Origin of the sequence: Hymenobacter humi (assembly GCF_042665855.1) — a bacterium.
GTDB lineage: Bacteria > Bacteroidota > Bacteroidia > Cytophagales > Hymenobacteraceae > Hymenobacter > Hymenobacter humi.
This window is the reverse complement of sequence record NZ_JBHTEK010000001.1, coordinates 62458-78239: the sequence shown is the minus strand read 5'-3', so window position 1 is coordinate 78239 and position 15782 is coordinate 62458. Positions and strand designations below refer to the sequence as shown.

Below are 15782 nucleotides of genomic sequence, written 5' to 3'. Positions count from 1 at the left end.
TTCCACGCCATGACTGATAAGAAAAATCCCATCCAGAACGAGGAGAAGCCTTCGGTAGTGCCTTTCGAAAACGAGCAGCACAAGAAGACGAAGACTCCGAAAGTGGACTCGTCGACCAACCAAAACGTCAACCAGAACCACATTACCGAGCAGGGCAACGAAACCAAGGGCAACACCCCCGGCGGCAACTTCAACGAAGTGCGCCACACCCAGGCCAACAAGCCCCGCAGCAACCCGCAAGGTAACGCGCCCATGTCGATTGATGCGACCAACGCCAAGAAAGGGCCCGGCCGCAAAGCCGATTAACTAAGTTTTTGAACAGCAAAAAGCCCCGCCAATTCAGTTGGTGGGGCTTTTTTGTGACTAAAGAATTCGCCTAAAATTCCCAGCCCAACCAGTTGCGGAAGCCTTCCTGCTGGGCGGCGTCGGCCGTTTCCAGCTGGTCGACGGCGTACTTCTGCCCAAAGCTGATGCCGGGCATGGCCGCCAGGCTTACCGTCAGCAGCCGGTTTTGGCGGAACACGGTGACTTCGTAGCTCGGGGCCGCGTTGTTGAAGAGCGACTGCAGGTTCATGTCGACGCGGCGGCCGTTCACAGCTACTATTTCGTCGTCCACGGTGAGGGCCGCGGCGGCGGGCGAGTTGGGCCAGATGGCCGTCACTTCCGTGCGCTCGTTTTTCACCACCGTGCGGAAGCCAAAGGTGCCTTCCGACGCCGAAGCGTTTTCCGCTACCAGCAGCTGGCAGCCCACGGTGTGCAGCACCTTGTTCAGGGGCTCGGTGAGCGGGTCGGTGCCGTAGATAAACTTGTCGAAGTAGGTGCGCATGTCGCGCCCGGCTACTTCGTTCACAATGCGGATGTAGTCGGCCTCGGTGTAGCCAATGCCGGTTTTGCCGAATTCATCGTACAGCCTCCGCATCACGTCGTCGAGGCTGCGGGCGTGGCCGGAAAGCTGCCGCAACGTCAAATCCAGAATGAGTGCTGCCAGCGCGCCTTTGTGGTAAACCGACACCTTGCGGTCGGGCACGCCCAACTTGTAGCCATCGAGCCAGAGGTCCATGGAGGCATCGGCCAGCGAGAGGTTTTCGCCGCCCGCGTCGTCGTAGTGCTTGCGCAGCACCGTGTTCAGCTCCTCAAAATATTGGGCTGGCGTGTGCACGTGGCAGCGGGCCAGCAGGTATTCGCCGTAGTACGTGGTGATGCCTTCGGCAATGAAGCAGGTGCGGAAGTAGTTCTCGCGGCTGTAGTCGTAGGGCTGCATCTCGGCCGGCCGGATGCTCTTGATGTTCCAGGTATGAAACAGCTCGTGGCAGCTTATGCCCAGCAATTCCTTGTACAAGCCCTCGCTCATAATCAGCTCGGCCGGCCCCAGCGTAATCACCGTGGAGTTGTTGTGCTCCACGCCGTGGTAGTGCTTGTAGGGCAGAAACTGGTTCAGGAAGTGATAATCCGCCACCGGAAAGCCGCCGAATAACTGCAGCCTGCGCTCCCGAAAAGGCCTTGAAATCGGCCAGTATCTTCGGCCAGTTCAGCTCGGCGTCGCCCTGTACCCAGACGTGGAAAGGCAGCCCGCCAGCCTCGTACTGCTGGTGCACCAGCGTGGGGCTGGCAATGAGCGGCGAATCGGCCAGCTGGTCGAAATCCTGCGCGGTGAGGACATTTGGGGCCGTTTGGGGGAGGCCGCAGGCTATTTGCCAGCCTTCGGGAATGGCTAGGGTCAGGTCGCAGGCTTCCTGCTGGCGGTCTTCCACGTACATAAAGGCCTGCACAGGGTTCAGGTACAGCTGCGACTGGTCGAGCCAGGAGCCGCCGGCGTCCATCTGGTGGGCGTAGAAGTTGTAGCGCACCCGCACGGTGAGGCCCGCCACATCAGCCACTTCCCAGCGGTCTTTGGTGAGCTTGCGAAAGGGCAGGGGCTGGCCGCTGCCATCGAATACCTCGACCCGGTGAATCTTCTGGGCAAAGTTTTGGAGCTCGTACCGGCCCGGGCGCCAGGCGGGCGCTGCAGCTCCAGGGGAGCGGTGGCCTCGGCGGGTACGTCCAGCGTCAGCTCAATTTGGAGGTAAAACGTGAGGGGATTCTCGAAGGAAACGCGGTAGTGAATCATCGCCGAAAGGGGGTAAAAGTGGCTAAAGCTACTGCGAGCACGCCTATTGCCGGTAAAAGTGGCTGAGGACCTTGCCTTTTCCAGAGAAAGCCCGTACCTTTGCCGGCCCAACTCGAAACTAGACTTACCATGAAACGTACCTATCAGCCTTCGAAGCGCAAGCGTGTTAACAAGCACGGCTTCCGTCTCCGCATGGAAACCGCCAACGGCCGTAACGTGCTGGCCCGCCGCCGCGCCAAAGGCCGCAAGCGCCTCACCGTATCCGACGAAGGCAAGCACAAGCGCTAGCAGTAGGCTATTAGCTGAAAGCTGTTAGCTAATAGCTCACTTTATGCAAGAACCACAATCGCCGGGCTCGCCCTCTCCACCGGAGAAGGAGCCGGGGGCTGCGGTTACCGGAACAGCGCCCCCGCGGCGCTATACCTTCCCGAAAGAGGAACACCTGTGTCGCAAGAAGCTCATCGAAGAGCTTTTTAGCAAGCAGGGTTCCTCTTTGGCGTTTATCCCCTGCGCATTGTGTGGGTGGCCAGCCCGGCGCCCACGGCCGCGCCGCCGCAGGTGCTCATCAGCGTGAGCAAGCGCACCTTCAAGCGGGCCGTCGACCGCAACCGCCTCAAACGGCTGATTCGGGAGGCGTACCGGCTCAATAAATATCGGTTGGTGGAGCAACCCGGCGGGCATCAAGTCGCTCTTCTAGGTATTATCTTCACGGGTAAGGAAAAAGTCCTCTATCGTTGGTGGAAAAAATTAATTTCCGCAATCCATCGTTTATCAGGCACAACGGCAGGGTCGTCCGCTCCGCCGCCCGCCCCGTAGATTCGCCTACTTGCTACTTGTATTTTTATGACTATCCGTAAAAAACTACTCGCTACCCTGGCCTTAGGTACGCTGGGCTTGGTGTCTTTCCGGGCTGCTTCCGACAACGAGCGGTACTTTGAGATTGCCAAGAACATGGACATCTTCGTCACCTTGTTTAAGGAGGTGAATACCTACTACGTGGACGAGATAACGCCCGCCAAGCTGGTGAAAACGGGCATCGACGGCATGTTGCGCTCGCTCGACCCTTACACCAACTACATTCCGGAAGACGACATCGAAGACTTCCGCACCATGACCACCGGCCAGTACGGGGGCATCGGGGCGTCGGTGGTGAAGCGCAACGGCAAAACCGTGGTACAAACTGCCTATGAAGGCTATCCAGCTCAAAAAGCCGGCCTGCTCCCCGGCGACGAAATCCTCGACATCAACGGCGTGGTGGTGGATAAAAAGAGCAACTCCGATATCAGCAAGCTGCTCAAGGGCCAGGCCAATTCGGTGGTGAAGCTACTGGTGACTCGCTACGGGCAGGACAAACCCGTGCAAATCGATATCACCCGTGACCGGATTCAGGTAGACAACGTACCGTATACCGGCATGATTTCCGGCGACGTGGGCTACTTCCAGCTCGGCGGATTTACCGTCGATGCGGGCCGGGAAGTGCGCACAGCCGTGAACAAGCTCAAAGAGCAGGGCGCGAAGAAAATCGTGTTCGACATTCGGGATAACCCCGGCGGTTTGCTCAACGAAGCGGTGAATATTTCCAACCTCTTCATCGACAAAGGCCTGGACGTGGTGAGCACCAAAGGCAAGGTGACCGAGTGGAATAAAACCTACAAAGCCCTCGACCAGCCCCTCGACACCCAGATTCCGCTGGCCATCATCACGTCGAGCCGCTCGGCTTCGGCTTCCGAAATCGTGTCGGGCGTGTTGCAGGATTACGACCGCGCCGTGCTGGTTGGCGAGCGCACCTTCGGCAAAGGCCTGGTGCAGGCCACCCGGCCGTTGAGCTACAACTCGCAGCTGAAGGTGACTACCGCCAAGTACTACATCCCCAGCGGCCGGTGCATTCAGGAAATTGACTATGCCCACCGTGGCGACGACGGCTCGCTCGGCAAATTTCCCGATTCCCTGCGTACAGCTTTTAAAACCACTGCTGGCCGTACCGTGTACGATGGCGGCGGCGTAGCTCCCGACATTGAGGTACAGGACCGCGAAATTGCTGACATCACGCGCATTCTGCTCCAGAAAAGCTACCTCTTCGATTACGCCACGCGCTTCCGCGCCGAGCACGCTTCGATTCTGCCGGCCCGTGCCTTCAAGCTGACTGATATCGATTACCAGAAGTTCGTGAACTACCTCCAGGGCAAAAACCTGAGCTATAGCACCGACGCCGAAAAGGCCCTCGCCGACCTTGGCAAAAAGGTAAAAGAAGAGAAGCACTTCGACGACGTAAAGGCCGAGCTCGAAGCCGTTCGCAAGAAAATCACCGTGAACAAGGCCAATGACCTGCAGCGCTTCAAACCCGAAATCAAAGAGCTGCTGGAGCAGGAAATCGTGTCGCGCTACTACTTCGAGAAAGGTCGCACCGAAGCCGGTTTCGACGACGACCCCAACATCATCGCGGCCGTGGCCGTGCTCAATGACCCCAACCGCTACTCAGCGCTGCTCAAACCCACCGGGCAGGCTGCCAGCGCTAGGAAGTCGACCGGAACTCGGTAGTAATTTTGCTCAATCAAACGAAAAGCAGACTCTCGTAGGGTCTGCTTTTTTGTGTAACTCCAAATGCCGACGCTCCTTCTTTCTCTCGAAACATCGTCCCCAGTCTGCTCCGTTGCCCTGCACCGAATAGCCGACTGCTCTCTGGTTGGGCAATCTGAACTGCGACTTGATAAGTCGCACTCCACCCACCTCACCGTCTTGATTGAGCAGCTGCTCGAAAATACGGGCCATCAGTTGAGCGACCTTGCGGCTATTGCGGTGAGCGACGGGCCTGGTTCTTATACAGGTCTGCGCATTGGCGGTGCCGCGGCCAAGGGCTTGTGCTTTGCGCTGGACATTCCCTTAATAGCTATTAGCACGCTGCGCGCGCTGGCAGCCCAAGTAGCCGCTGGCACCGCTTCACCCGAGAATTTCCTGTATTGCCCGATGCTGGATGCCCGGCGCATGGAAGTCTACGCTGCTCTTTACACCCACGAAGGGCAGGAAGTGCTGGCGCCAACGCCGCTTCTGCTGGACGCCGACACGCTGGCCGAACAATTGGCCCACCATTCCGTGTTATTCTTTGGCCACGGCGCTACGAAGTTTCAGGCGCTGCTAGGCGAGCATCTCCACGCTGGTTTTCTAACGGGCATTGAGCCATCGGCCATATCTGTAGGGGCGCTGGCTGTAGGTGCGTACCACCGCCAGGAATTCCAGGACGTGGCCTATTACGAGCCGTTTTATTTAAAAGAAGTATACACCACTACGCCGAAAAGCAAGTAGCGCGAACTTTGTAGTTCGCGTTCCCGCGCCTCTCGCATCGTTCTGGCACGCGAACTACAAAGTTCGCGCTACATCGCACTAACTATGGAACCCCTCTTCGTCAACCGCGTCGCCAATAGCGGCCTCGTTACCCTGAATCTGGAAGAATTCATTCATCCCGGCGAGCGGGTGGTGTACGACATCAAGGAAAACCTCTTCCACGGGCTCATCCTGCGCGAAAAGGATTTCCGCGAGTTCATCAAAACCAACGATTGGGCGCAATACAACGGCAAGAACGTGGCCATCATCTGCTCGGCCGATGCCATCGTGCCCACTTGGGCCTACATGCTGCTCGCCACCAAGCTGCAAAACCACGCCCACCGCTACGTGTTCGGCAATCTGGAAGCATTGGAGCAAGCCTTGTTTCAGGAAGCCATTGCCGCCATCGACGCGGAAGAATACCGCGATGCCAAGGTGGTAGTAAAAGGTTGCGGCAACGTGCCCGTGCCCACTTACGCCTACGTAGCCATCATGCAAAAGCTGCTTCCAGTCGCCAGCAGCATCATGTACGGAGAGCCGTGCAGCACCGTGCCCCTCTACAAAAAGCCCAAAGTAAGTAGCGAACCGGCTTGAGCTAAAACGGGTAATTCCTAACGCTACGTGGAGCTATTAACCCAGTTCAAGCAGTCGTTGTAGCATCAATGCCAAGACTACACACAGGGCTTACTGACCAGTAATCCCGGCAGATGCCCGCATCTTTGAGGAGTTAAGTTCCTCAGTATGCCCTCCTCGCTCAACGCTCCTTACAAAATCACCTTCCTCACCGGCGCGGCCATCGTCATCGCCAACATGGTGGGCACGGGCGTTTTTACCAGCTTGGGATTTCAGGTGATGGGCATCCAAAGCGGTTTCGCGCTGCTGATGCTGTGGTTAGTTGGGGGGCTTATTGCGCTGTGCGGGGCTGTGTGCTACGGCGAACTGGCCGCCGCCATGCCTCGCTCGGGCGGCGAGTACCATTACCTGAGCCAGATTTATCACCCCGCGCTGGGTTTCCTATCGGGCTGGGTATCGGCCACCGTCGGCTTTGCGGCCCCCACGGCCCTGGCTGCGTTGGCGCTGGGTGAATACGCCAAGAGCCTGTTTCCCACGCTGCAGCCCACCTGGCTTTCGGTAGCCGTGGTGCTCTTCTTAACTGTTGTTCATGGCAGCAGCACCCGCATCGGTAGCCGGATGCAGGTAATTATCACCGCCCTGAAAGTGGTGGTGCTGGTGGTTTTCATCGGTGCCGGCATGGTAGTAGGAGAGGGGCAGCCTCTCAGCTTCCTGCCCGATGCGGCCGGTTGGCAGGCGATGCTCAGCCCAACTTTCGCCGTTTCGCTGGTTTATGTGAGCTACGCCTACTCCGGTTGGAACGCCGCAGTGTACGTCACCGGCGAAATCGAAAATCCCAAGCGCAACCTCTCGCGCATCCTGCTGGCCGGGACTACCGTTGTGCTCCTATTATATGTAGGGCTCAACTATGTGTTCCTTCGCTCCACGCCGCTGGCCGGGCTGAATGGGCAGGTAGAAGTCGGCTTTGTGGCGGCAACTTCACTTTTTGGCCCTTTCGGTGGTCGGCTGATGGGAGGTGTAATCGCGGCCTTGCTCGTTTCCACCATCAGTTCCATGATTTTCGCCGGTCCCCGCATCGTCCAAACGATGGGGGAGGACATCCCGGCCTTGCGCTGGCTGGCTCCGCGCAGCCGTGCCGGCATCCCCGTGCGAGCGCTCCTGCTCCAAACAGTCATCACTCTGGCTTTTGTGCTTAAGCCCAGCTTCAAGGAAGTATTGGTTTACGCGGGCTTTGTGCTCAACCTATTTACGTTCCTCACCGTGCTGGGCCTGTTTGTCCTCCGGTGGCGCCGGCCGGACTTGGAGCGCCCGTACCGCGCGTGGGGCTACCCCATCACGCCCCTCATCTTTCTGGGCTTGAGTGGCTGGACGCTGGCATTTATTCTGCGCGACAAACCTACCGAGTCGCTCTACGGCCTGGCTACTTTGGGCGTGGGGCTGCTGGTGTACTTCCTGGCCATGCGCACTGCTCGCCCCGTGCCGGTGCCCAAGGCTAAAGCCCTGCCGTAACTTGCGGCATCATCTGCCGGCTTCATTCTCTGCTGCCGGTTGTTTTTAATACACTACTATATAATGTATTTCCGCACCGCTGCGCTTCGGTTCCTGCCGGCCGCTTTGCTTCTGCTCACCGCTTGCTCCGAGTCGAACACTAAGACCGAAACGGTTTCTAAAACCGCGCCTGCCGCCGAAGAAACCATGGCTTCTACGGCCGAGGCCATGGATTCCACCAAACCCGCAACTCCAACTGCTGCCACGCGTCCCAATCGCCTCACCGCGCCGGATACTGCGTACGCCCAGGACGTCGCGTCCTTTCTCGGCGGCCAGCGCCCCAGCCAGCACAGTGACCTCACCAAGCTTGCCGAGCAACCCGCCTGGCAGGCCTTCGCCACCGACCAGGACAAAAGTTGGGCTAAATACCGCGCCACCCACACCACCAGCATGACCAAGTGGGCCAGCACCGAGCTGGACGAAGTGCACCGCAACAGCCCCACCATCTTTTACCCCTTCAGCGGCCCCGATTTCCTGAACGTCTTCACGATGTTCCCCACCAGCCAGACCTACGTGCTGATGGGCCTCGAGCCCGTGGGCAGCGTACCGGCCCGCGCTTCTCTGGAAAACCCCAAGCTGTTTCCCGCCGTCAAAGCCTCGCTCTGGTCGGTGCTCAATTTCAGCTTTTTCCGGACTAATGACATGGCCGTGGACCTGAAGTCCGTAGAGCTCGACGGCGCCCTGCCGCTGATGATGCTCTTCGCCGCGCGCACCGGCAATCTAATCACGGCTATCCGCCCCGTGCAGGCTCGACGCCACCGGCCAACTCACCGACGCGCCCACCGATACGACCCAGGCCGCCCACCCGAAATCCGTGCCCGGCGTCGAAATGAAGCTGCGCGGCCCCGACGGCCAGCCCAAGACCGTCTATTACTTTTCCACCGACCTCAGCAACCACGGCCTGCAGGTCAAGCCCGCGCCCATTCAGTTTGTGCGTTCCCTGGGCCCGCTGACCACCTACGTCAAGTCGGCCACGTATCTCATGCACAAACTTTATTTCAGCGAGGTTCGCCGCTTGGTGTTGCGCCACAGCCGCTACATCCTGCAGGACGATTCCGGCATCGCCATGAAGTTCTTTCAAAAAGGCGCCTGGCAGTTCAACTACTACGGCACCTACAAGCGCCCCATCAACCTGTTCGCCAAGCACTACCAGCCCGAACTCACCGCTGCCTATACTGACACCCTCCACCGTCCCAAAGCCCTGCCCTTCGGCACCGGCTACAACTGGCGCCAAACCGACTCCAATCTCCTCCTGGCCCGCCGCCTCATCCCATTGGCCGACTAGTTCTCCATAATAACTGCCTCCCAGGGCCGTGGTGGCAACACCACGGCCCTTTTTGTTTCTGGCTGCTATGAAATTAACCAATCCATTGCGCGTTTATCGATACTACTATATAATAGGAGTGGCCTTTGCGCTGCTTATCGCCGCTTTGGCAGCTCAGGCCACTACTACACGTCTGGAGCCCCTTCTATATGGTAAAGAGGGAAGGGGAGAGGGCGAAACTTCCCCCGACTCGCCCTTACTGGACAGCCTGCTCCACGCCAATCCGCAGTTAGCCCAAGTGCTAGCCCGCCCCGATACCTACGAGCTCCAGATTATCTACACCCAAATCAACCGCGACGCCCAAAATCGGCCCACCTTCACTCCCCACACCTACCACCTCAACCCCCGCCAATACTTCAACCCCGCCAGCCTGGTCAAGCTCCCGGTGGCCGCTCTCGCCCTCGAAAAGCTGAATCAGCTCAATAAGCCCGGAGTGAACCGCCGCACTATCATGGCCACCGGCACCGCCTTCCGCTGCCAAACCCCCGTCCGCTTTGCCGCTCCCGCCGATTCCGACCAGGCCGCCACCGTCGGCAACTATATCAAGCGAATGCTGCTGGTGAGTGATAACCTCGCCTACAACCGCCTCTACGAATTCCTGGGCCAGCGTCCCCTCAACGACCGCCTCGCCCAGCTTGGTTACCCCAACGCCCGCATCACCCGCCGCTTCGCCCCCTGCGATACCACGGCCAACCGCCACACCAATCCCATCGGCTTTCACACCCGCCAAGGCGACACCTTATATAAGGTGCCAGCCCAATTCAACCCAATCCCCTACGCCAGTCCCCTCGGCCGGGTCCTCAAAGGCCGCGCCCACCAAGCCGGTGGCCGCATTATCCCCGAGCCCTACGATTTCACTACGGCCAACCATCTTCCCCTGACCGATATCACCGCGCTGCTTCAGAGCATTCTGTTCCCGGCCTCCGTTGCCCCAAGCCAGCGGTTTAACCTAACCCCGACCGATTACGCCTTTCTGCGTCGCTACCTCCACGCCACCCCGCATCAGTCCGGCTTCCATCCCTACGCCGCATCGCGCTACTTCGACGCTTATAAGAAGTACCTCTACTACGGCCGCCGCCCCACGCTTCCCCGCCAATCCACCCTGCACATCTATAATGTAGTGGGCATGTCGCACGGCTACCTCGCCGACGTCGCCTACTTCGCCGATTCCCTCCACCAGTCCGAATTCATGCTTAGCGCCGTACTGTACGTCAACCGTGACGGCATCATTAACGATGGGGCCTACGAATACGACTCCATTGGTTTGCCATTCCTAGCCCAACTCGGTCGCTCCATTCAGCAATACGAATCCCAGCGGCCCCGCCAGTTCCGCCCCAACCTGGCCGAGTTCTTCGCATCTGAACCGACCCGTTAAAAAATCTCAAAGAAAGTGACATGGGTAAGTGACTGATTTATAAACGACCCTCGAACCGAAAGCCTCTACTGCGGGCTTCAATGAGTAAAAACATTAGCGCAGCTCTTTTCTGCCCCGAAAAAACCACTACTTTTGCAGTCCCAAATCGTCAAACGGACATTGGGTTCTTCAAATCAGAAAGCTTCTGAAGAAAATTGAGAGTTGCGGAACTTCACAGGTGGTTTAGTTGTCTTACCCCTCGTGCTGCCTGAGCAAAGTCCTAGAAAAGTTATTTTCGAAAGAGGTTGCAAAAGCCGAAAAAAGTGCCGTACCTTTGCACCCCGCTTCGATAGGAGGCGGAAAGGCTTGAAAAGCGAAACAGGAAAAAACTTAAAAACTTCCTACGAAAGCTTGTCAATTCAAAATTTCTTCTTAGCTTTGCACTCCCAAAACGAAAGAAGGGGGGACGAAGAGGAGAAAGGTACCGGTCGCAAGGCCCCACGGTTCGCTCAAATGGGGCGGGCAGACGTTCTTTGAATGCTTGGAAAAGACAAATGGTAAGACTTGCTTCGGCAAGTTGACAACCAAACGTAACATTGAATAAAAACTCGTCAAATACGAGTCGGATTCGCACTCGACATCAGCCCGTCTTCGGATGGGTGTAGAACATTTTACAATGGAGAGTTTGATCTTGGCTCAGGATGAACGCTAGCGGCAGGCCTAATACATGCAAGTCGAACGGTGGTAGCAATACCATAGTGGCGCACGGGTGCGTAACGCGTAACCAACCTACCCAGTTCTGGGGGATAGCCCGCCGAAAGGCGGATTAATACCGCATAAGACCATAGTATGGCATCATACAGTGGTTAAAGATTTATTGGAATTGGATGGGGTTGCGTGCCATTAGCTAGTTGGGGGGTAACGGCCCACCAAGGCGACGATGGCTAGGGGAGCTGAGAGGCTGGTCCCCCACACGGGCACTGAGATACGGGCCCGACTCCTACGGGAGGCAGCAGTAGGGAATATTGGGCAATGGGCGAGAGCCTGACCCAGCCATGCCGCGTGCAGGATGAAGGCTTTCTGAGTCGTAAACTGCTTTTGCCAGGGAAGAATAAGACTCATGCGTGGGTCGACGACGGTACCTGGTGAATAAGCACCGGCTAACTCCGTGCCAGCAGCCGCGGTAATACGGAGGGTGCAAGCGTTGTCCGGATTTATTGGGTTTAAAGGGTGCGTAGGCGGCCGTTTAAGTCCGGGGTGAAAGCCCACTGCTCAACAGTGGAACTGCCCTGGAAACTGGACGGCTTGAGTACAGACGAGGGTGGCGGAATGGATGGTGTAGCGGTGAAATGCATAGATACCATCCAGAACCCCGATTGCGAAGGCAGCTGCCTAGACTGTAACTGACGCTGAGGCACGAAAGCGTGGGGAGCGAACAGGATTAGATACCCTGGTAGTCCACGCCGTAAACGATGGATACTCGCTGCCGGCGATACAATGTCGGTGGCTTAGCGAAAGCGTTAAGTATCCCACCTGGGGAGTACGCCCGCAAGGGTGAAACTCAAAAGAATTGACGGGGGCCCGCACAAGTGGTGGAGCATGTGGTTTAATTCGATGATACGCGAGGAACCTTACCTAGGCTAGAATGCGCGTGACCGCCCCAGAGATGGGGCTTTCCTTCGGGACACAAAGCAAGGTGCTGCATGGCCGTCGTCAGCTCGTGCCGTGAGGTGTTGGGTTAAGTCCCGCAACGAGCGCAACCCCTATGTTTAGTTGCCAGCGCGTAATGGCGGGGACTCTAGACAGACTGCCTGCGCAAGCAGTGAGGAAGGCGGGGACGACGTCAGGTCATCATGGCCCTTACGCCTAGGGCTACACACGTGCTACAATGGACGGTACAGCGGGTTGCCAACCAGCGATGGTGCGCCAATCCCGAAAAGCCGTTCTCAGTTCGGATCGGAGTCTGCAACTCGACTCCGTGAAGCTGGAATCACTAGTAATCGCGTATCAGCAATGACGCGGTGAATACGTTCCCGGGCCTTGTACACACCGCCCGTCAAGCCATGGAAGTTTGGTAGACCTGAAGCCGGTGCTCGTCACAGAAGCCGGTTAGGGTAGAACAGGTAACTAGGGCTAAGTCGTAACAAGGTAGCCGTACCGGAAGGTGCGGCTGGATCACCTCCTTTCTGGAGCAGTTCGACTCGTGAGTTTTTATAATAGTATGTTACGGTTGTCACACCGTTTGTCTTTTCCTTCATTCAAATAATTTTTGAATCCGAATACGGGCTTGTAGCTCAGGTGGTTAGAGCGCTACACTGATAATGTAGAGGTCCGTGGTTCGAGTCCACGCAGGCCCACTTGGTTTACCCAGGTGGTCTGAAAGGTTCGGGATTCAGCAATAATTAGACGAATGCAATAGGCATTCTTCTACGATGTCATTAAACACCAGAATGACAAACGTTCTTTGACGTAAGGGGTAACAAAAACGAAGCGTAGCGCGCTTGGTCTGGCAACAGACAAGCACAACTCTAGCAATAGAGTAGCGATACGAAAGCGAAGTAAGCAAGAGCACACGGGGGATGCCTAGGGTCTGAGAGGCGACGAAGGACGCGATAAGCTGCGATAAGGCGTGGGGAGAGGCACATACTCTGTGATCCGCGCATTTCCGAATGGGGCAACCCCTGCCTGGAAGAGGCAGGAACCGACTCGCTTGACGAGCGGTGGCAAACGCCGGGAACTGAAACATCTAAGTACCGGCAGGAAAAGAAAATAACAATGATTCCCCAAGTAGTGGCGAGCGAACGGGGAGGAGCCCAAACCGGGTTGGTTACGGCCAGTCCGGGGTTGTAGGGTCGCGACATCTGATTGAATCGAGTTAGCTGAAGCTGTTGGGAAACAGTGCCAGAGACGGTGAGAGCCCGGTAAGCGACAATTCTGATTCACGGTAGCGATACCCTGAGTAGGGCGGGGCCGGAGAAACCCCGTCTGAAGCGAGCGGCACCATCCGCTAAGGCTACATACTCCTCAGACACCGATAGTGAACTAGTACCGTGAGGGAAAGGTGAAAAGAACCGGGAATACCGGAGTGAAAAGAACCTGAAACCGTGTGCTTACAAGCAGTTAGAGGGCTTTTGTGGCCTGATAGCGTGCCTTTTGCATAATGAGCCTACGAGTTACTCCTCCCCGGCAAGGTTAAGCGATTGTAGTCGCGGAGCCGCAGCGAAAGCGAGTCTGAACAGGGCGCGGAGTCGGGGGGTAGACGCGAAACTTGGTGAGCTACCCATGAGCAGGTTGAAGGTGCGGTAACACGCACTGGAGGACCGAACGAGTTTCCGTTGAAAAGGATTTCGATGACTTGTGGGTAGGGGTGAAAGGCCAATCAAACTGAGAAATAGCTCGTACTCCCCGAAATGTATTGAGGTACAGCGTCGTGGTGAGGTCGTTGGAGGTAGAGCTACCAATAGGACTAGGGGGTGTCAGAGCCTACCGAATCCTGATGAACTCCGAATGCCAGCGGCTATACACGGCAGTGAGGCCTGGGGTGCTAAGGTCCCCGGCCGAGAGGGAAAGAACCCAGACCATCTGCTAAGGTCCCTAAATCTAGATTAAGTTGAACAAAGGAGGTCCAGTTGCTTTGACAGCCAGGAGGTTGGCTTGGAAGCAGCCATTCCTTTAAAGAGTGCGTAACAGCTCACTGGTCGAGCGACCGGGCATCGATAATACGCGGGCATCAAATCTAGTACCGAAGCAATGGATGTAGCATGCAAGACTGCTACGTGGTAGGGGAGCATTCTCCTTGCGGTGAAGGTGCGTCGTCAGGCGTGCTGGAGCGTGGAGAAAAGCATATGTAGGCATGAGTAACGATAATGGGGGTGCGAAACCCCCACGCCGATAGACTAAGGTTTCCAATTCAACGCTAATCGGAATTGGGTTAGTCGGGACCTAAGGGGCAGCCGAAAGGTGAACTCGATGGACAGCAGGTTAATATTCCTGTACTAATGTTAAAAAGTGATGCAGTGACGCAGAAGTGAAAGCACCGCGGGCGGACGGAAGTGCCCGTTGAAGGCCGTAGATATAGGAGAGGTAGTTAAGTACGCCACTCTTGTCGAAAGCTGATAGTACCGCACGTCCTTCGGGACACGCGGATAGTGTGCCTAATCCGACTGCCAAGAAAACCTGCTAAGCGTTTTAATTTTAACATTACCCGTACCGCAAACCGACACAGGTAGTCAAGGAGAGTATCCTGAGGCGCTCGAGTGAATCACGGCCAAGGAACTCGGCAAAATGGACCTGTAACTTCGGGAGAAGGGTCGCTTCCTCGCAGCAATGCGAGAAGCCGCAGTGAAAAGGCCCAGGCGACTGTTTAACAAAAACACATGGCTTTGCTAACGCGCAAGCGGACGTATAAGGCCTGACACCTGCCCGGTGCCGGAAGGTTAAGAGGGGAACTTAGTGGCGCAAGCTGCGAAGGTTTGAATCGAAGCCCCGGTAAACGGCGGCCGTAACTATAACGGTCCTAAGGTAGCGAAATTCCTTGTCGGGTAAGTTCCGACCTGCACGAATGGTGTAACGATCTGGGCGCTGTCTCAGCCGTGAGCTCGGTGAAATTGTAGTCTCGGTGAAGATGCCGAGTACCCGCCACGGGACGGAAAGACCCCGTGCACCTTTACTATAGGTTGCCATTGGTGTTGGGTTCGGCATGTGTAGCATAGGCGGGAGGCGCTGAGCCGGGGACGCTAGTTCTCGGGGAGCCACCGTTGAAATACCGCCCTTGCCGTGCCTGATGCCTAATCCTTCCAAGAAGGAGACAGTGGCTGCTGGGTAGTTTGACTGGGGTGGTCGCCTCCAAAAGAGTATCGGAGGCTTTCAAAGGTCCGCTCAGTACGCTTGGTAACCGTACGCAGAGCGCAATAGCAGAAGCGGGCTTGACTGTGAGGCCGACTAGCCGAGCAGGGTCGAAAGACGGATATAGTGATCCGGTGGTTCCGCATGGAAGGGCCATCGCTCAAAGGATAAAAGGTACGCCGGGGATAACAGGCTGATCTCCCCCAAGAGCTCATATCGACGGGGAGGTTTGGCACCTCGATGTCGGCTCGTCACGTCCTGGGGCTGGAGAAGGTCCCAAGGGTTCGGCTGTTCGCCGATTAAAGTGGCACGCGAGCTGGGTTCAGAACGTCGTGAGACAGTTCGGTCCCTATCTGTGGTGGGCGTTGGAAATTTGACAGGACCTGTCCTTAGTACGAGAGGACCGGGATGGACCAGCCGCTGGTGCGCCGGTTGTACCGCCAGGTGCAGCGCCGGGTAGCTACGCTGGGACGAGATAAGCGCTGAAAGCATCTAAGTGCGAAACTCACCTGGAGATGAGATTTCCCAATATGAAGGCCCGTCGGAGATGACGACGTGGATAGGCGGCAGGTGAACCAGCAGAAATGCAATAGCTGAGCCGTACTAAGTGGCCGAGGGCTTCGCTACTTCAAGCAATTGAATTCATTCGTCGAGCGCGCAACACACGCTTCGTTTTTGTCCCCTTATGTCAACGTTATTGAGTCCTGCACGAA

10 protein-coding genes, 1 tRNA gene, 2 rRNA genes and 1 pseudogene are annotated in these 15782 nt (G+C 56.9%); 12 read left to right on the top strand and 2 right to left on the bottom strand.

What is annotated here, in order from left to right; all coding sequences use genetic code 11:
• Positions 1-9 precede the first annotated feature (9 nt).
• The gene (locus ACFQT0_RS00470) at positions 10-306 is read left to right on the top strand and encodes a hypothetical protein (protein ID WP_380199463.1); all 297 of its coding nucleotides are present in this window, start codon (positions 10-12) and stop codon (positions 304-306) included.
• Positions 307-376: 70 nt separating this feature from the next.
• Here the strand turns inward: ACFQT0_RS00470 and ACFQT0_RS00465 are convergent, their stop codons facing one another.
• The gene (locus tag ACFQT0_RS00465; RefSeq protein ID WP_380199461.1) at positions 377-1456 is read right to left on the bottom strand and encodes a M61 family metallopeptidase; all 1080 of its coding nucleotides are present in this window, start codon (positions 1454-1456) and stop codon (positions 377-379) included.
• A gap of 208 nt (positions 1457-1664) precedes the next feature.
• A pseudogene (locus ACFQT0_RS00460) lies at positions 1665-1952 on the bottom strand (M61 family metallopeptidase); the annotation flags it as partial.
• A gap of 284 nt (positions 1953-2236) precedes the next feature.
• Between ACFQT0_RS00460 and rpmH the strand changes: the two are divergent.
• From rpmH to ACFQT0_RS00405, 11 genes are all read left to right on the top strand, one after another.
• Positions 2237-2395 carry a 50S ribosomal protein L34 gene (rpmH, locus tag ACFQT0_RS00455; protein WP_046246180.1) on the top strand — a complete coding sequence of 53 codons (159 nt, stop codon included), beginning with the start codon at positions 2237-2239 and terminating at the stop codon, positions 2393-2395.
• Between the two features lie 228 nt (positions 2396-2623).
• A complete protein-coding gene (locus ACFQT0_RS00450) occupies positions 2624-2923 on the top strand; it encodes a ribonuclease P protein component (protein ID WP_380199459.1) in 300 nt (99 codons plus the stop codon).
• 27 nt (positions 2924-2950) lie between these two features.
• On the top strand, positions 2951-4645 hold the full coding sequence (locus tag ACFQT0_RS00445) for a S41 family peptidase (protein WP_380199457.1): 1695 nt from the start codon (positions 2951-2953) through the stop codon (positions 4643-4645).
• A gap of 63 nt (positions 4646-4708) precedes the next feature.
• Positions 4709-5407: a tRNA (adenosine(37)-N6)-threonylcarbamoyltransferase complex dimerization subunit type 1 TsaB gene (gene tsaB, locus ACFQT0_RS00440; protein WP_380199455.1), complete on the top strand. Its 699-nt coding sequence runs from the start codon at positions 4709-4711 to the stop codon at positions 5405-5407.
• 84 nt (positions 5408-5491) lie between these two features.
• Positions 5492-6019: a DUF2480 family protein gene (locus tag ACFQT0_RS00435; RefSeq protein ID WP_380199453.1), complete on the top strand. Its 528-nt coding sequence runs from the start codon at positions 5492-5494 to the stop codon at positions 6017-6019.
• A 147-nt stretch (positions 6020-6166) separates the two neighbouring features.
• Complete coding sequence (locus ACFQT0_RS00430) at positions 6167-7507, top strand: APC family permease (protein ID WP_380199451.1); 1341 nt, start codon at positions 6167-6169, stop codon at positions 7505-7507.
• An 853-nt stretch (positions 7508-8360) separates the two neighbouring features.
• Positions 8361-8831, top strand: a complete 471-nt coding sequence (locus ACFQT0_RS00425; RefSeq protein WP_380199449.1) for a hypothetical protein — start codon at positions 8361-8363, stop codon at positions 8829-8831.
• Positions 8832-8898: 67 nt separating this feature from the next.
• Positions 8899-10245 (top strand): serine hydrolase, encoded by a 1347-nt coding sequence (locus ACFQT0_RS00420; RefSeq protein ID WP_380199448.1) that lies wholly within the window; start codon positions 8899-8901, stop codon positions 10243-10245.
• Positions 10246-10897: 652 nt separating this feature from the next.
• Positions 10898-12410: ribosomal RNA gene (locus ACFQT0_RS00415) — 16S ribosomal RNA — on the top strand.
• Positions 12411-12507: 97 nt separating this feature from the next.
• A tRNA-Ile gene (locus ACFQT0_RS00410) sits at positions 12508-12581 on the top strand.
• 195 nt (positions 12582-12776) lie between these two features.
• Positions 12777-15696: ribosomal RNA gene (locus ACFQT0_RS00405) — 23S ribosomal RNA — on the top strand.
• The 16S and 23S rRNA genes sit together here with 1 tRNA gene alongside, the layout of an rRNA operon.
• Positions 15697-15782 lie beyond the last annotated feature (86 nt).